14 protein-coding genes and 1 tRNA gene are annotated in these 17,979 nt (G+C 46.3%); 12 read left to right on the top strand and 3 right to left on the bottom strand.

Features of this window, described 5'->3' with window-relative positions; genetic code table 11:
• The first annotated feature begins 15 nt into the window (after positions 1 to 15).
• From DW083_RS06705 to DW083_RS06740, 8 genes are all read left to right on the top strand, one after another.
• A complete protein-coding gene (locus tag DW083_RS06705) occupies positions 16 to 1,446 on the top strand; it encodes a glycoside hydrolase family 30 beta sandwich domain-containing protein (RefSeq protein ID WP_122331891.1) in 1,431 nt (476 codons plus the stop codon).
• A gap of 227 nt (positions 1,447 to 1,673) precedes the next feature.
• Positions 1,674 to 1,943, top strand: a complete 270-nt coding sequence (locus DW083_RS06710) for a co-chaperone GroES (protein ID WP_005636683.1) — start codon at positions 1,674 to 1,676, stop codon at positions 1,941 to 1,943.
• Between the two features lie 41 nt (positions 1,944 to 1,984).
• Entirely contained in the window at positions 1,985 to 3,622 is a 1,638-nt protein-coding gene (gene groL, locus DW083_RS06715; RefSeq protein WP_115500620.1) for a chaperonin GroEL, read from the top strand.
• Positions 3,623 to 3,769: 147 nt separating this feature from the next.
• Positions 3,770 to 4,360, top strand: coding sequence for a hypothetical protein (locus DW083_RS06720; RefSeq protein WP_147382106.1), 591 nt, complete (start codon positions 3,770 to 3,772; stop codon positions 4,358 to 4,360).
• Between the two features lie 122 nt (positions 4,361 to 4,482).
• A tRNA-Leu gene (locus tag DW083_RS06725) sits at positions 4,483 to 4,564 on the top strand.
• A 159-nt stretch (positions 4,565 to 4,723) separates the two neighbouring features.
• Positions 4,724 to 5,275, top strand: a complete 552-nt coding sequence (locus tag DW083_RS06730) for an RNA polymerase sigma factor (protein WP_122331867.1) — start codon at positions 4,724 to 4,726, stop codon at positions 5,273 to 5,275.
• A gap of 46 nt (positions 5,276 to 5,321) precedes the next feature.
• Positions 5,322 to 5,711: a hypothetical protein gene (locus DW083_RS06735; protein WP_122331868.1), complete on the top strand. Its 390-nt coding sequence runs from the start codon at positions 5,322 to 5,324 to the stop codon at positions 5,709 to 5,711.
• A 48-nt stretch (positions 5,712 to 5,759) separates the two neighbouring features.
• On the top strand, positions 5,760 to 6,227 hold the full coding sequence (locus DW083_RS06740) for a hypothetical protein (RefSeq protein WP_115500624.1): 468 nt from the start codon (positions 5,760 to 5,762) through the stop codon (positions 6,225 to 6,227).
• 95 nt (positions 6,228 to 6,322) lie between these two features.
• On the opposite strand, the gene mazG is transcribed toward DW083_RS06740, so the two are convergent.
• The 3 genes from mazG to DW083_RS06755 all read right to left on the bottom strand — a co-directional run bounded on the left by mazG (position 6,323) and on the right by DW083_RS06755 (position 10,220).
• Positions 6,323 to 7,108, bottom strand: coding sequence for a nucleoside triphosphate pyrophosphohydrolase (gene mazG / locus DW083_RS06745; RefSeq protein ID WP_115500625.1), 786 nt, complete (start codon positions 7,106 to 7,108; stop codon positions 6,323 to 6,325).
• A 92-nt stretch (positions 7,109 to 7,200) separates the two neighbouring features.
• Positions 7,201 to 9,288, bottom strand: coding sequence for a cytochrome c biogenesis protein CcdA (locus DW083_RS06750; RefSeq protein WP_122331869.1), 2,088 nt, complete (start codon positions 9,286 to 9,288; stop codon positions 7,201 to 7,203).
• A gap of 20 nt (positions 9,289 to 9,308) precedes the next feature.
• Complete coding sequence (locus tag DW083_RS06755; RefSeq protein WP_115500627.1) at positions 9,309 to 10,220, bottom strand: RluA family pseudouridine synthase; 912 nt, start codon at positions 10,218 to 10,220, stop codon at positions 9,309 to 9,311.
• Positions 10,221 to 10,540: 320 nt separating this feature from the next.
• On the opposite strand from DW083_RS06755, the gene DW083_RS06760 reads away from it, so the two are divergent.
• The 4 genes from DW083_RS06760 to DW083_RS06775 all read left to right on the top strand — a co-directional run bounded on the left by DW083_RS06760 (position 10,541) and on the right by DW083_RS06775 (position 17,942).
• A complete protein-coding gene (locus tag DW083_RS06760) occupies positions 10,541 to 11,143 on the top strand; it encodes a DsbA family protein (RefSeq protein ID WP_122331870.1) in 603 nt (200 codons plus the stop codon).
• A gap of 169 nt (positions 11,144 to 11,312) precedes the next feature.
• Complete coding sequence (locus DW083_RS06765; RefSeq protein WP_115500629.1) at positions 11,313 to 13,940, top strand: valine--tRNA ligase; 2,628 nt, start codon at positions 11,313 to 11,315, stop codon at positions 13,938 to 13,940.
• 22 nt (positions 13,941 to 13,962) lie between these two features.
• Positions 13,963 to 15,948: a HAMP domain-containing sensor histidine kinase gene (locus DW083_RS22225; RefSeq protein ID WP_199659149.1), complete on the top strand. Its 1,986-nt coding sequence runs from the start codon at positions 13,963 to 13,965 to the stop codon at positions 15,946 to 15,948.
• A gap of 26 nt (positions 15,949 to 15,974) precedes the next feature.
• Entirely contained in the window at positions 15,975 to 17,942 is a 1,968-nt protein-coding gene (locus tag DW083_RS06775; protein ID WP_122331871.1) for a tetratricopeptide repeat-containing sensor histidine kinase, read from the top strand.
• Positions 17,943 to 17,979: the final 37 nt, after the last annotated feature.

Here is a 17,979-nt window from a genome sequence, read left to right on the forward strand (position 1 = left end):
TATATACAGATCATTATGAAAAATCATTGTTTACTTCTCTCAATCCTTTTACTGCTGTCGTCTTGTACCTTTCAGCCTCGTGCGTCTTGGGTGACAACGACGGAAACTGCTTTCTGGCAGGAACAACCGGATTTGTTGTCTGCTTCGGCCGATACGGTCCGGACAATCGATGTGACTATACATAAAGATAAGCTTCAGCAGACAATCGATGGTTTTGGGGCTTGCTTTAACGAATTGGGCTGGATTTCTTTGAGCCGTCTCAATCCGGTAGACCGCGAGAGTATCATGGAAGAATTGTTCTTTCCGGAATATGGTGCTAATTTTACCATTTGCCGTATGCCGGTCGGGGCAAATGATTTTTCCCGTGACTGGTATTCGTATAATGAAACGGACGGTGATTTTGAAATGAAGAACTTTACGATTGCGAATGATCACCAGACACTGGTCCCTTTTATCCGGAATGCTCAGAAATATAATGCGGATTTGCGTCTTTGGGCTTCTCCCTGGTGTCCTCCTTCCTGGATGAAGCACAATAAACATTATGCTTCCGCTTATACCGGGGAAGCGTATGATGAAAAATACCGGAACGGCTTGCCTGCCGATAAAGTTGGCCATGAAGGGGAGGATATGTTTATCCAGGATTCACTTTATTTGCGGGCTTATGCTCTATATTTTTCCAAATTTATAGAGGCTTACAAGGAGCAAGGTATCCATATCTTTGCCGTTATGCCGCAGAATGAATTTAATTCGGCCCAGATATTTCCCAGTTGCTGTTGGACAGCGGCCTCCTTGGCTGATTTTGTCGGAAATTACTTGGGACCGGCAATGGAGAAACAGCAGGTGGATGTGATGTTCGGAACGATGGAGCGTAAGAATGAGGCCTTGGTGGACACGATCCTGACAGATCCTGCCTGCCGTAAATACGTGAAAGGCGTCGGTTTCCAATGGGCCGGGAAGGGTGCGATAGGAGGAATACATGAACGCTATCCGGAGCTGAAACTTTATCAGACGGAACAGGAGTGTGGCGACGGGCAGAATGACTGGAAGGGCGCTGTCTATTCCTGGAACCTGATGCGGCATTATCTGGATCACGGCGCTTCTGCTTATATGTATTGGAACATATCGCTTGAAAAAGGCGGCATCAGCCGTTGGGGGTGGGCGCAGAATTCTCTGGTTGTGGTCGATCCGGCAAGCAAGACCTATTCTTTTACTCCTGAATACTATATGATGAAACATTTGAGCCATTATGTCCAACCGGGGGCACGCAAGGTGGAAACAGACGGTTCTTTTACCGATCTGCTTGCTTTCGTGAATCCTGATAAAAGTGTTGTCGTGGCATTGGCCAATGAGAGTAATGACAGCCGCACCGTCTCTATCCGGATAGGAAACCGTGTTTATCGACCGGTACTTCCGGCACAATCCGTTTCTACTATTTTAATAGACTGATAGTTGAACTTCCTCGTTCCATCTCTTGTTGTAATGGGGAAGTTCGTTTTTTTGTGGCAGGGTGGTCATCCTGTCAGACATATTTGCATTGTCTGCCTGTCCTGGGTGCAAAATTGGCAGTCTTTTCCCGGATAACAATTTTGGCACAGTATTCGCATAGACATTTACGTGCGATAAGAAAGCACAAGATAAACGTAATATTATTAACAATTAAAAAACATACAACGATGAACATTAGACCATTAGCAGACAGAGTGCTGATTAAGCCGGCTGCAGCAGAAGAAAAAACACTTGGCGGAATCATTATTCCCGATTCAGCAAAAGAAAAGCCTTTAAAAGGTGAAGTTGTTGCCGTAGGTAACGGAACAAAGGATGAAGAAATGGTTGTAAAGAATGGTGATACTGTACTGTATGGCAAGTATGCAGGAACAGAAATCGAACTGGATGGTGAGAAATATCTTATCATGCGTCAGTCTGATATTTTAGCTATTATCTAATTCATTATTAATAACAATACAATTATAAGATATATATTACTATGGCAAAAGAGATTAAATACGATATGGATGCCCGCGACCTTCTGAAGAAAGGCGTGGATGAACTGGCTAATGCAGTAAAAGTAACACTGGGTCCGAAAGGGCGTAACGTGATCATCGAAAAGAAATTCGGTGCTCCTCACATTACAAAAGACGGTGTAACGGTAGCAAAAGAAGTAGAAGTGGCTTGCCCGTTCGAAAACATGGGTGCCCAGTTGGTGAAGGAAGTGGCTTCCAAGACAAATGACAATGCCGGTGACGGTACGACAACTGCTACAGTTCTGGCACAGTCTATTATCGGTGTCGGTCTGAAGAACGTTACGGCAGGTGCTAATCCGATGGACCTGAAACGTGGTATCGACAAAGCTGTTGCTAAAGTAGTAGAAAGCCTCGCTGCACAGTCTGAAGCTGTAGGCGACCAGTTTGAAAAGATCGAACATGTAGCTAAGATTTCTGCAAATGGTGACGAAGCTATCGGTAAGCTGATCGCAGAAGCTATGCAGAAAGTGAAAACAGAAGGTGTTATCACAGTAGAAGAAGCAAAAGGTACTGAAACAACTGTTGATGTTGTTGAAGGTATGCAGTTCGATCGTGGTTATATCTCTCCGTACTTCGTTACGAATACGGAAAAGATGGAATGCGAGATGGAAAATCCGTATATCTTGATCTACGATAAGAAGATTTCTGTATTGAAAGACTTGCTGCCTATCCTTGAACCGGCAGTTCAGAGTGGCCGTCCTCTGTTGATCATCGCTGAAGATATCGATAGCGAAGCATTGGCAACTTTGGTTGTAAACCGTCTGCGTGGCTCTTTGAAGATCTGTGCTGTTAAGGCTCCGGGCTTCGGTGACCGTCGTAAAGCTATGCTGGAAGATATCGCTGTATTGACTGGCGGTGTTGTAATCTCTGAAGAAAAAGGCTTGAAGCTGGAAGGTGCTACAATGGATATGCTGGGTACTGCTGAAAAGATTACAGTAGATAAGGATACCACTATCATCGTTAACGGTGCCGGTGACAAAGCTGCTATCCAGGCTCGTATCGGTCAGATCAAAACACAGATCGAAAATACGACTTCTGACTACGACAAAGAAAAACTGCAGGAACGTCTGGCTAAGATGGCCGGTGGTGTTGCCGTTCTTTACGTTGGTGCTCCTTCTGAAGTAGAAATGAAAGAAAAGAAAGACCGTGTAGACGACGCTTTGCATGCAACCCGTGCTGCAATCGAAGAAGGTACGGTTCCTGGTGGTGGTGTTGCTTACATCCGTGCTATCGAATCTCTGGAAGGTCTGAAGGGTGAAAACGAAGATGAAACAACCGGTATAGAAATCGTTAAACGTGCGATCGAAGAACCGTTGCGTCAGATCGTTGCCAACGCCGGTAAAGAAGGTGCAGTAGTTGTTCAGAAAGTGAAAGAGGGCAAGGGTGACTTCGGTTATAACGCTCGTACAGACAAGTATGAAAACTTGTGTGCAGCCGGTGTAATCGACCCGACTAAGGTAACACGTGTAGCTTTGGAAAATGCAGCCTCTATCGCAGGTATGTTCCTGACTACAGAATGTGTGATCGCTGAAAAGAAAGAAGAAGCTCCTGCAGCTCCAGCTATGAACCCGGGTATGGGTGGCATGGGCGGTATGATGTAATTCTTCCCATAAAGCATAAATCAAAAAGCGGCTGCTTCCCGAAAGGGAGGTGGCCGTTTTCTTTTGTTAATCATGGTTAAAGAGATAAGGGTGGGAGATATGATTACTATTTCTTCGTATCTTTAGAGCAGCTTAAAATTAAACTGTATGAAACGATTATTACCTTTTGTCTTGTGCTTGTTCCTTTTCTCCGCTTGTGATAAGGATGATGAAGAGTTGCCCAGTGTTCCGCAATATGTATTGACCAGTATTGAGTATAGCTTGGAAGAAGGCGATGGTGTCCAGTCTGAATTGGTAGATGGGATGCCGCGTGTGATTGATAATGATACACCTTCAAAAATGACATATACTACTTCTGATGAAGAAGGCTTAAAGAACGAATCACTATTTCAGAGTGATGACGTGAATGCATTCTTACTTGCAGAAGGAGATTCTGTAAAAGTTCCAACGCCGTCTGAGATAGTGGATGGTAAGATTTTTACTACAAAAGGAAATTTGTATACCGATATGGTGCAGTATAGTGCCACAGACCAAGTGCTTGCATCTTCAATTGTGATTTCAGCTTATTGTCGATTAACATATAAGTGGAAACAAAAATGGGATGTTATGACTGTCACTTATGTAGTTACTTTTAAAGATAAAGTTACCGGATCGCAAAAACAATCTAAAGGGAAATGGAAAGGCCGGATTTACAGAGGAGGAGAAAGTTCTTATCATATTGAAGATATAAAAGAATAGAACTTTTCAAAAAGTGACGGGAATTGTCATTCTTTTTTGTCAAAGCGTTTGGTATTTCAAAAAAAACAGTTACTTTTGCACTCGCAATCGAGAGAGATTGTTTCACTGAAAAGTGTTGAAAGGCCCAGGTGGCGGAATTGGTAGACGCGCACGTTTCAGGTGCGTGTGTCGAGAGGCATGCAGGTTCGAGTCCTGTTCTGGGCACTTCGAAAGCGGATAACTTGTAAAAGTTGTCCGCTTTTTTATGCCTTATTGTATAATGCATAATTAAACTTTGATCGATAATTTCTGTCTGTATTGGAATGAAGAGAGGGAGATAACGATTATTTTCTTATATTTACCCCAAATTAGTGAGTAGTAGGAATGCAACAATATATAGAGGAAGAGATAGTAGAACAATTACGTGATCCGGCACATCAACGTGATGCCTTTGCGCAGGTTGTTAACTTCTATGGGGAGAAGTTGTATTGGCAGATACGGAAAATGGTATTGGACCATGACGATGCTAACGATTTATTGCAGAATACATTCCTTAAAGCCTGGACGAATATCGACTATTTCCGGGGAGAGGCGAAGCTGTCGACCTGGCTGTACAAGATTGCGATAAACGAATGCATTACTTTCCTGAACCGGCAGCGTGCGCAGAATAACGTTTCGATCGATGATACGGATGTTTTTTTGCTGGAGCGCCTGAAAGGGGACGAGTATTTTGATGGGGATGCCGCACAGATGAAGTTGCAGGAAGCGATCCTGACATTGCCGGAGAAGCAACGGGCTGTGTTTAACATGAAATATTTTGACGATATGAAATATGAGGATATGTCTGAGATTTTCGGAACTTCTGTAGGCGCTTTAAAAGCCTCTTATCATCATGCCGTGAAAAAAGTAGAGGAGTTTTTAACAAAGGACGTTTAAACCTTTCGTATTACCATTTGTCAAAAGAACATAAAAGAGAGATGATATGAAAATAGAACAAAATAATCTGGACCGTCTTAAAGGGAAAAATCCTTTCACCGTGCCCAAAGGGTATATGGAAGGGTTGACGGCGAACATCATGAGTCAGCTTCCCGAAAGAGAGCCTGAAAAGGAGGTGAAAAAAGTTTCCTTGATGGACCGTGTTCGTCCCTGGTTATATATGGCAGCGGTTTTTGCCGGACTGGGGTTGTTCTTTAAAGTTTTGGTCGGGCCGGAGGATCAGGCGGCTAAAACGGACTCATTACTCGTGAAAACAGAGGTGTCTCCTAAAGTAGTTTCCGCTCTGCAAGCGGCCGAGGACGAAGAGTACTTGGAGTATCTGGAAGAGCAGTATGCCGGTTATATATTGGCAGAAGAAATGGAAGATATCGAATAAAATGAAGAAAAAATAAGTTTGACAAAATATTTTTGTAATAATACTTGTATGAATAAAATATTTTTTATTACATTTGTGGCGTGTTCAGTTGTGTTCTCATTCAGTGCTCACGCTCAAAGTGGGAAACAGCATCGAAATTTTGATAGAGAAGCATTTCTTGCTAAGAAAAATGCTTTTATTACGGCAGAAATGGGCTTGACCCCCGAAGAGGCAGCAGCGTTTATTCCTCTTTGTAACGAACTGCAGGAAAAGATGTTTGAGGCCGGTCGTGAATGTCGTAAACTATCCAAAGATTTAAGGCACAATCAGAATGCTACCGATGCTGACTACTTGAAGGTAATCGATGAGTGTGTGAGCGTGGACATGAAGCAAGCACAACTGGAAAAGGAGTATTACGAGAAGTTTAAAAAGATATTATCTCCTAAGAAGCTTTACAAATACAAGCGTGCAGAAGGAAAGTTCGCACGGGAGTTTATGAGAGACGGAGATAAGAAAGAAGAGATTAAAAAGAAATAAAATATTATCATTATTTGTGTTTTTTGTTTAGATTTAGTTTTGGCGTTTAAGTTAAGGGAGGGGTGGCGACGTGATGTCGGTTCCCCTTTTGTTTTTTATAGCCCTTTCGCTTTTGCCTCATCCCAGATACGGTCCATTTCTTCCAAAGACATTTCTTTCAGCGACTTGCCTTCTTTGATGGTATGATCTTCCAGATAGTTGAAACGGCGGATAAACTTTTGGTTCGTGCGTTCCAGGGCGTTGTCCGGATTGATCTTGTAGAGGCGGGCTGCGTTGATCAGGCTGAAGAACAGGTCGCCGAATTCAGCTTCCATCTTGTCTGCATCCATTTTGTCTATTTCTGCCTTCAGCTCGGTAAATTCTTCGTGTACCTTGTCCCAGACCTGGTCGCGCTGTTCCCAGTCGAAGCCTACGTTGCGCGCCTTATCCTGTATGCGGTGGGCTTTAACGACAGAGGGCAGGGAAGCAGGGACGCCTTCGAGTACGGTTTTGTTACCGCCTTTTTCCTTTAGCTTGAGTTGTTCCCAGCTTTGTTCGACTTTGCCGGCTGTGTCTGCCTGTGCGTCTCCGAAAACGTGCGGATGGCGATAGATCAGTTTCTGGCAAAGGCTGTCGCATACGTCCTTGATGTCGAATGCCTCCTTTTCTTCGCCGATTTTGGCATAAAAGACAACGTGCAGAAGCAGGTCGCCCAATTCCTTTTTAATGTTATTGTTGTCATCTTTCATGATGGCATCACACAATTCGTAAGTCTCCTCGATTGTGTTCGTCCGAAGGCTTTCGTTGGTCTGTTTACGGTCCCAGGGACATTTTACGCGAAGCTCGTCCAGTATGTCGAGCAACTGTCCGAAGGCTTCCATCTTTTCTTGTTTCGTAGCCATTATAGATAATGTATTAATGTGTCAATGTGCCAATATGCCAATTGGAAAGTGTCTCTTCTTAATTGCATATTGCACATTGATCTATTGGCAAATTATTTCCCTTGTTCCTTAAATACTTTCAACCCGTTTTGCAGGAACTGGACGTATTTGGATACGTCTTCGTTGAATGCATAAGACGGGCCGAGCGGTTCACCGTCGGCATTCAGCAGGACGTAGAACGGTTGGGCGTTCGCCCCAAACTTGCTGCGTTGCAGATAGCTCCACTTGTCGCCAATGGTTTTCAGCTTACGCGTCTTGCCATGTTCCTCGATTGTGATCGGCTCGGGCAACTTCGTCTTGTCGTCCACCATCAGGGTGATTAGGACATAATCGTTCTCCAACAGCTGTTTTACTTTCGGATCGGTCCACACAGATGCTTCCATCTTACGGCAGTTCACGCAACCGAAACCGGAGAAGTCGATCATAACCGGCTTGTTCAGCAGTCTGGCACGCGCCATGCCGGACTCGTAGTCGTCGTAGGCAGCATGCACTTCGCTTTCATATAAGTTGAAATCCTGCGTGTACAAAGGAGGAGCGAACGCACTGATCGCCTTCAACGGAGCGCCCCAAAGACCCGGAACCATATAAACAGCGAAACCGAACGAGATGATCGCCATAAACAGGCGCGGCACGGATACATACGGCAGGTCGCTGTCGTGGCTGAACTTAATCTTGCCCAACAGATAGCAACCCAACAGCGCGAAGATTACGATCCAAAGCACGATAAACACCTCACGATCTAACAAGCGCCATCCGTAAGCCAAGTCCGCTACAGAAAGGAACTTCAACGCCAATGCCAGTTCGAGGAAACCCAATACGACTTTAACCGAGTTCAGCCAACCGCCGGACTTCGGCATACTTTGCAACATATTCGGGAAGATCGCGAAGAGGCTGAACGGAATGGACAAAGCCAATGCAAAGCCGAACATACCGATCGCCGGCCCGACAGCCGTTCCCATCGAAGCCGCCTGTACAAGCAACGTTCCGATGATCGGACCCGTGCAGGAGAAAGAAACCAGCACCAGCGTAAATGACATAAAGAAGATACTGATAATACCGGTTGTCGAATCCGCCTTCGTGTCTAACTTATTCGTCCAGGAAGAGGGCAACACCATTTCGAATGCTCCGAAGAAAGAGATGGCGAATACCACTAACAGCAGGAAGAATATGATATTGAAGATCGCATTTGTCGACAAGTCATTCAACGCGCTTGCCCCGAATATCCCCGTAATCAGCAATCCCATCACTAAATAAATCACAATAATGGAAAGCCCGTACGTCACCGCGTCGCGGATCGCTTTCTTGCGGTCCTTCGTCCGTTTGAGGAAGAAGCTGACCGTCATCGGAATCATCGGCCATACGCACGGAGTCAGCAGGGCGATCAAACCACCCAGGAAGCCGGCGAAGAAGATAAACAGCCAGGACGTGTCGGTGGCGGAAACTGTCGTGTCGCCGAATGCTTTCATCTGGTCGATTACCGGCGTCCAGAGAGCAGCGTCGTTGGTCAGTTCGTTGGATATTTTGGCCGGAGAATTATCAACCGGTTTTTTGTCTACAGCCGGAGTAGAAGCCACCGGTGTGGTGACATCTTCCGTAATCTTTTCGCTATCGGGCTGTGCGGCGGCGGTCTTTTCCTGATCCTCCTGGATCGTTTCGGGCGCCGTTTCGGCTGTAGCCGTCATCTTTATATTTTTCTTGTCGAACGAGAACTCCACGCGGTCGGGCGGCAGACAAGTCTCGTCGTTACAAGCCATGAACTCAACCTCACCTTCTGCCTTGAACTTGGCGGGGTCGGTCACTTTAATCTTCTGCGTGAACGACACTGTGCCCGGATACCAACGCAGGTTCATGGCGAACAGTTCGTCGTAGACGACAGTCGGTTTGACGGACGAGGTCGGCTTGCCGATCAGCTCGGCTCCGTTCAGCGTCTCGAACGTAAACGAGGTCGAGACCGGTCCGCCTTCCGGCAGATCCTGGTCGTACAGGTGCCAGCCCTTTTCGGCGGTAGCGGTAAATACGATTTCCTTTTCGGCCGAACCGGTGTCTTCCAGTTTGATCTTCCATTTCACAGGCTGGAGAATCTGTGCCTGCACGGTCAGTGCGACAAGCACTAACATCAAGGTACTCATGAGCTTCTTCATACTATTCTTTCTGTTTTTATTTATTTTGCCAAAGATGTGAACTTATCGGGAATGCGCGTCTCGAAACGCATCTCTTCACCCGTCGCCGGGTGGATAAAGAAGAGCCGTCGGGCGTGAAGCATCAGCCGTCCGGTGGGATCTGTCTCTGCTCCATATTTGTAATCGCCGGCTATGGAGTGACCGATAGACTGCATTTGTGCACGTATCTGGTTCTTGCGGCCCGTCTCGAGGTCGAGCTCAAGAAGGGAATAAGAGCCGTTGCTGTGCAGCAGGCGATAGCGTGTGATCGCCTCTTTGCCGTCGCCTTCAGCCGTGACGTAGACCTGCATCTGCGCATTTTCCGTCAGGTTCGAAACGATCAGGTCCGCGTCTTTTTCCGGCCGTCCTTCCACTACGGCTACATATGTGCGTGCCGTGATGGCTGCGTTCCAGTTTCCTTGCAGTTCCTTTTGTACCTGCTGGTTCTTGGCAAACATCATCAATCCGGATGTGTCGCGGTCGAGACGGTGAAGGACGAATATCTTGTTTCGCGGGTCCGACTTCTTCACATACTCGCTGAGCAGGTGGTAAGCCGTCCGCTCTTTCACGCGCGTACTCGACACCGAAAGCAGTCCTTCCTTTTTGTTTACCACGATCAGGTCGTCATCCTCCCAAACGATCGTGAGCAGCGGATTGTTGAACTCCACTTTCCCCCGTTCGTAACTGATTGTCACTTCGTCGCCCGCGGCGAGCGGCGTGTCGAACTGGGAGGTCACCTTTCCGTTGACCGAAATCTGTCCGTGAGCGAGCAGTGCCTTGACGGAACTCTTGCTCTGTTCGTTTAAAAGACTGAACAGGAAAGGGAGCAATGTGCCCTCTTCTTTCACCGTTACTTTGCGTCCGCGCGGGACTCTGTTCTTATCTGTGCCTCTCTGCTGTGAGCGTTTTATCATATTCCTTATTATATATAGATAGCTCACAAAGATACTGGCTTTTACGCAATGCTGCAAGTGGGACGGCGGGAAATAGAATATTACGCTTTTTCTTTATATATGTTAACCGTTTCTTCGGTATAGTTTGTATCTTTGTATAGCATCCATTAGTTGTCCGCCGCCCGGTGAACGATCGTCCGCTTGGCGGTGAACGATCGTCCGGCGGCAAGCGAACGATCGTTCGCCACCAAGCGGACAACTAACGGACAACAAGGAAAGAGCTAAGATACCATAGAGAAAGAGCTAATAGATAACGTGAAAACACTTAAAAGATAAACAAAATGTCAGCAGAGTACAAGTTGGTCCGCCGTCCGAGTATGGGGAAAACGGACATTAAACAACCTCTTTATCCCCGTTTTGCCCCCTGGAAAACAGTTCGTTTGAAAGATTTGATCACCAGCGCCCGCGGACGTTCGTCCTTCTCGTCGGCAGATATCACAGGAATGTTGCAGTTGGTACAAGACCTGATGGTCGACGCGCTGATGTTCGGTCAGAACATCGAGTTGGAAGGCATCGGGACGTTCAGTGTCTCGCTGAAAGCCCGTCCGGTGTTGGATAAGAAGGAGATACGTGCCGAGTCGGTGCATTTCCAGGATGTGACGTTCCGCTCGGCAACCGAACTGCGCGACCGCCTGCGTACGATGCCTTTGGAGCGTTCGCAGCAGAGCGAACGGGCCGGCTTCTCGTCCGAAGAGTGTGAGGCGCGCACAATGGAATACCTGAAGACGCATCCCTATATTTCCGGCAAAATCTATCGCGGGCTTTGCCGCTGCGGAAAGACGAAAGCCGCCGCCGACCTGAAACGGATGACGGCGGAAGGGAAGCTGGAGCGGACGTTTGTGGGGAACGCATATTTGTTCCAGCCGATTCCGGCCGAAGCGTAGAGCAATGGTTTTGGATAAACTTTAAGTCTTTGAATTTTGGTTTATGGGTGACTTAATGTAGAACAAATATTATTTAGGTTATACTTATCTGTATTATTTTTGTACTTTTGCACCCCAAAGGAGAGGCTTTGCCTGAATCTAAATAAAGATAAAATAAGAACAAGACAATATGGAAATTGCAAGTAAGTACAATCCCGCAGAAGTAGAGGGTAAGTGGTATCAGTATTGGTTGGATAACGGCTTTTTCAAGTCGAAACCCGATGGCCGTGAGCCGTACACAATCGTCATTCCGCCCCCAAACGTCACAGGCGTGCTTCACATGGGACACATGCTTAACAATACCATTCAGGATATTCTGGTTCGCCGCGCCCGCATGCAGGGAAAGAACGCTTGCTGGGTGCCGGGGACGGACCACGCTTCCATCGCGACGGAAGCGAAAGTCGTGAACCGTCTTGCACAGCAGGGGATCAAGAAGGCCGACCTGACACGCGAAGACTTCCTGAAACATGCCTGGGAGTGGAAAGAAGAGCACGGAGGCATCATTCTCAAACAGTTGCGCAAACTCGGCGCTTCCTGCGACTGGGACCGCACGGCCTTTACGATGGACGAACTGCGCTCCGAAAGCGTAATCAAGGTCTTTGTCGACCTGTTCGAGAAAGGACTGATCTATCGCGGTGTCCGCATGGTCAACTGGGACCCGCAGGCGTTGACCGCCCTGTCCGACGAAGAGGTTATATATAAGGAAGAACACAGCAAGCTGTATTACCTTCGCTACAAGGTGGAAGGCGATGCCGAAGGACGCTATGCCGTCGTGGCAACGACCCGTCCGGAGACAATCATGGGTGACACCGCCATGTGTATCAACCCGAACGACCCGAAGAACACTTGGCTGAAAGGCAAAAAGGTGATCGTTCCGCTGGTAAACCGGGTGATTCCTGTAATCGAAGACGACTATGTAGACATCGAGTTCGGTACCGGTTGCCTGAAAGTGACTCCGGCGCACGATGTGAACGACTATATGCTGGGCGAGAAATATAACTTGCCTTCTATCGATATCTTCAATGACAACGGTACGATCAGCGAAGCCGGCGGCCTGTACGTCGGTATGGACCGTTTCGACGTCCGCAAGCAGATCGAGAAAGACCTCGAAGCTGCCGGACTGATGGAAAAGGTGGAAGCCTACGAGAACAAAGTCGGTTTCTCCGAACGTACCAACGTGCCTATCGAGCCGAAGTTGTCCATGCAGTGGTTCCTGAAGATGGAACATCTGGCACAGATCGCACTCGAACCGGTGATGAAGGACGACATCAAGTTCTATCCGCCGAAGTTCAAGAACACATACCGCCACTGGATGGAGAACATCAAGGACTGGTGTATCAGCCGCCAGCTTTGGTGGGGACACCGCATCCCGGCTTACTTCCTGCCCGAAGGCGGCTACGTGGTAGCCGAGACTCCGGAGAAGGCTTTGGAGATGGCAAAGGAAAAGACCGGAAACAAGGCGCTGACGATGGCCGACTTGCGTCAGGATGAAGACGTGCTGGATACGTGGTTCTCTTCCTGGTTGTGGCCTGTCTCCCTGTTCAACGGTATCAACGAGCCGGACAACGAAGAGATCAACTATTACTATCCGACCAGCGACCTGGTGACAGGACCGGACATCATTTTCTTCTGGGTGGCCCGTATGATTATGGCGGGTTACGAGTACCGGGGCAAGATGCCGTTCAAGAATGTTTATTTCACCGGAATCGTGCGTGACAAGTTGGGCCGTAAGATGTCCAAGTCGTTAGGCAACTCGCCCGATCCGTTGCTGCTTATCGAACAGTACGGGGCCGACGGTGTGCGTATGGGCCTGATGATGGCTGCGCCTGCCGGAAACGATATTCCGTTCGACGAAGCGTTGTGCGAACAGGGACGTAACTTCAACAATAAGATATGGAATGCCTTCCGCCTGATCAAAGGATGGACGGTAGACGAGAATATACCGCAGCCTGAAGCATCGGCTACTGCCGTTAAGTGGTTTAAGATGCAGCTCGATAAGACGATTGCCGAGATGGACGACCTGTTCGGCAAGTATCGCCTGAGCGAAGCGATGATGGCTGTTTACAAGCTTTTCTGGGATGAGTTCTCTTCCTGGTATTTAGAGATGGTTAAGCCGGGTTATCAACAACCTGTTGATAAGTCTACCTACTTATCAACACTTGGTTTCTTCGATGCCCTGCTTCGTCTGCTTCATCCGTTCATGCCCTTTATCACAGAGGAATTGTGGCAGGCGTTGGAGCCGCGTAAGGAAGGCGAGAGCCTGATGGTGGCTTTGATACCGGAGGTTGCTCCTGTTGATAACGCTTATCTGGAAGATTTCGAGATTGCAAAAGAAATTGTGGGTGGAGTGCGTACGATACGCCTCCAGAAAAATATACCGAATAAGGAAGCTTTGGAATTGCAGATGTTGGGCGAGCATAACGACCACTTCAACGCTGTGATTGCCAAGATGTGTAACCTGTCGTCCATATCCCGTACGGAAGAGAAAGCAGCCGGTGCTGCTTCTTTCCTGGTGCGTACGACGGAGTATGCAGTTCCATTGGGTAATATGATCGACGTGGAAGAAGAGTTGGCTAAGCTTCAGGACGAACTGAAGTACCAGCAAGGCTTCCTGACTTCTGTCATGAAAAAACTAAGTAATGAAAGTTTTGTAAGTAAAGCTCCGGCCAAGGTGATCGAGATGGAACGAAAGAAACAGGCCGACGCGGAAAGTAAAATCAAGTCTATCGAAGAAAGTATTGCCGCTTTGAAGAAATAGGCTTCAACAAATACATAATCAGATGAAGCATCTCCTCTGGTTAACCTTATTGTTATTGGCGCAAGCTTTTGTCCCGTTGTATGCAAACAGCGGGGCGGATAGCTTGCGTTCTGTTTTAATGGCCCTTCCGGCAAAGGAAAGGCTGGATCGCCTGCATGAATTGGCTGCTCAGAATTATGCTAAAGATGAGTGCGTGTGTGTCAAATGGTTTTATGACGAAGCGATTGCCCAGCGGAACGACAGTTGTTTGGCAAATGCGCTTTATTTCCTTGTCCGGCATTATTATGCGAATAAGCCGGATAGTATGCGTTATTATATAGCAGAGGCAGAACCTCTTTTTATTAAGGAAAAGCGGTACGAAGATTTGTGCCGGATGAAGGCTTGGAATATCTATTCGTTATCGATCGAAGGTAATCAGGAGTCTGTAATGCCTGCAATCCATGAGTTGGTCGAATTATCCCAAAAGCTGAATTACCCGGAAGGGGAAGAAATGGCGAATCAGGCTTTGGCCAATTATTATATGAAGCATGGATTGAAGGATGAGGCGGTTTTGTTGTATAAGGAGATTCTTTCCGGCATGGAAAATAGGGGCGCTCCTGTTATCAAGCGGTTTAATATACTTCGTAATTTATTGAATGAAGATATTGATCCGGATGATCGCACCATGTTTCTGGAACGAATGAAAAAGAGCTTGCAAGAGTGCGAGGATAAGGGACTGACTCAATTGAATGAAGAGACTTCTCTCGACTATGGTTGGTATGTTTATTATCGAAACCTGGCTACCGATGCTTATTTGGAGGAAGATAAGGAAAAGGCAAGGATCAATCTGGAAAAAGCAGAAGAACTGGCAAACCGGAATGACTGGCCAAGAGAAAAATATACGTTGGGTAATATCAAAGTCTATTATTATCAACTGGTCGGACGGTATAATGAGGCCCTTGTCTTAATCGACAGCTTACTCGATTATTTCAAAATGACGAATCGGCAGAGTGCTGTCCTGGAAATGCTTGAAAATAAAGGGAAAATATATTATAAGTCCGGTTTGGGGATGAAGGCGACAGAGACATATCTGAACTATATCGCCTTAAAAGATTCGGTCACATCGAGCCAGTATTACAGCGAACTTGCCAACTGGCGTTCGCAGCATGATTTGGATAAACTGGAGCTGAAGAATAAACAGATGGAACTGGATGTGTCCAAAGCCCATTCACAGATGATGATGATGGGAGGCGGGCTGATTCTTCTGTTGTTGGTTTGCGGTACGCTCGGTTTTATTACCTATTCCCGTCATAAGTACAGTAAGCAAATGCAGTTGGCTAAGGAGAAAGCCGAAGAGGCGGATAATATGAAATCGGCATTTCTTGCCAATATGAATCATGAAATCCGTACGCCGCTGAATGCTATAGTCGGTTTTTCCCAGGTGCTGGTCGATGAGGATGAGGCGGAAGTGCGGCAGGAATATCTGAAAATTATCCAGAGCAATAATGAATTGCTGCAACGCCTGATCAACGATGTGCTCGATTTGTCGAAAATAGAGTCAAATACGATGACTCTTTCTTACTTCAATGTCTATTTGCCGGAAATGATGGACGAGATTTACCGTTCAACGCTTCTGCGTATGCCAGAGGGTATTACGCTGGAATTAAAAGAGTGTTCGGCTATAAATTTTTATACAGATCGTATGCGTCTTACGCAAATTATTACTAACTTGCTCAACAATGCGATAAAGCATACGGAAAAAGGGTTTATTCGTTTCGGGTATGAAACGTTGGAAAACGATCTCCGGTTCTATGTCGAAGATACAGGCGAAGGGATACCCGAAGATAAACTGGAAAGTATTTTTAGTCGTTTTGTCCAATTAAGCGATTGGAGTAAAGGGGTTGGATTAGGGCTTGCAATTTGTAGGGGGTTGATATTGAAAATGGGAGGAACGATTACCGTGAAGTCCAAGTTAGGTGAAGGTTCTATGTTTTCAGTAACGCTTCCTGTTCACGATCCGCCCGAATAAGCGTATTTAAGAAAAATAGAAAACTGATGAAAAAGCATTTATTGGGGGTAATATTGATACTATTGGGTAATATTTGTTGTATAAACCGGGTTTTTCCCGCGAACCGGCAATCGGTAACGGATATGGATACGGTTTTCTTGCAACAGATGTATGATTCTGTAGTGAGGCATGTCGAATATGCTGATCGTCTGACCTATACCAAACATTTCCTGGATGAAGCCAGGAAGAGGCAAAATGCCCACTATGAAGCAACAGCTCTTTTCTTGCTTGTCAGATATTATTACTCGAGTGAAATCGATAGTATGGTCTATTATATGCAGCAGGCTATTCCTTTATTGTACGAACAAAACAGATTGGAAGAAATGTTCCGGATGAAAGCCTGGTATGCTTATGTCCTGGTAAGGGCGAAAAGTAATAAAGAGGCTTTGGATAGCATCAATTCATTGAAAAGGTTGTCTGTGGAATTGGACTATCCGGATGGTGCCGATATGGCTAATCAGGCATTGGCGGATTACTATTTGTCCAATAATTTGGATAAGGAGGGATTGGCATTGTATGAAGAGGTGTTGGCCGGGATGGTGATGAGAAATGCGCCTTTGGTCAAACGTGTGAATATAATCCGCCAATTGTTGAACAAGTCTTCCGATATGAATAAGAAATTGGAATACCTGAATATGTTGAAGGGATATCTTGACCAGTGTGATGCGGAAGGGATAGAACAGCTGGATGACGAAAACCCCATTTATGCGCTTAAATATATAATGAATCGTAGTTATGCCCAAGCTTATATCTCATTAGGTCAATATGATATGGCCTTGACGCATATTCAACGGGCTGAAGCGATATTTAAGAAATATAAAATGGGAAACAGGGTGTTGGAAGTTAAGACACTTTATGCCCATTTTTACAAGCATACGGGTGATTATGATAAAGCCATAGCATTGTATGACGAGTTGTATGAACATTACAAGCAAGCCAATTTTATGTCTTCCTGTATTGATCTTTTAGCGAATAAAGCAGGGCTTTTAATGGAGGCGAAACGTTATCAGGATGCAGCTGTCACCTATCGGCAATATGCGCTACTGAATGATTCATTGTCATCGACCAAATACTACAAGGAACTGGCCGATATGAGGACACAGCATAATGTCGATAAACTCGAACTGGCGAACAAGCAAATGGAGATGGAGGCCTTAAAGGGGCGTACGCAGCTGCTTTATCTCTGGATTGGTGTGGGTGCACTTGTTCTTCTTTGCTGCCTGTTGATATTCCTTGTGCATCTGCATCGCCGTCACGGCGCCCAGCTGAAAAAGGCCAAGGAGAAAGCAGAAGAATCCGACCAGTTGAAATCTGCATTCCTTGCTAATATGAATCATGAGATCCGTACGCCGTTGAATGCGATTGTAGGTTTTTCCCAGGTGTTGATTGACGAAGAAGATCCGGAGATGCGGCGGCAGTTTGCGGGGATTATCCAAAATAATAACGATTTATTGCAACGCTTGATCTCGGATGTGTTGGACATTTCGAAAATCGAGTCGAATACTATTTCGCTTAGCTATGAAGAACACGACTTACCGGCTCTTATGGATGAAATATATAACGTTATTCATATGAGAATGCCTGAAGATGTTGAACTGCAACTTGCGGAATGTCCGCCTTGCGTGCTTTATACGGATCGTAATCGCCTGACACAGGTGCTGACAAACCTGTTGACGAATGCTATTAAGCATACGGAAGAAGGTTATATCCGTTTTGGGTACAATCTGACTGATTCCGAAGTCTGCTTTTTCGTGCAAGATACGGGTGAAGGCATTCCGCAAGAGCAACTGGATCATATCTTTAGCCGTTTTGTACAGCTTGACGACTGGAGTAAGGGTGTCGGGTTAGGGCTGGCAATCTGTAAAGGCTTACTTGAAAAAATGGGCGGTACCATCAGTGTGACTTCGAAAGTTGGCGAAGGTTCTGTCTTTTACGTAAAATTACAGCGGAAATGAATTGATTAATTTCAGCTAAAGACCTTATTTCTTTCTT

Origin of the sequence: Parabacteroides sp. AF48-14 (assembly GCF_003477465.1) — a bacterium.
GTDB lineage: Bacteria > Bacteroidota > Bacteroidia > Bacteroidales > Tannerellaceae > Parabacteroides > Parabacteroides acidifaciens.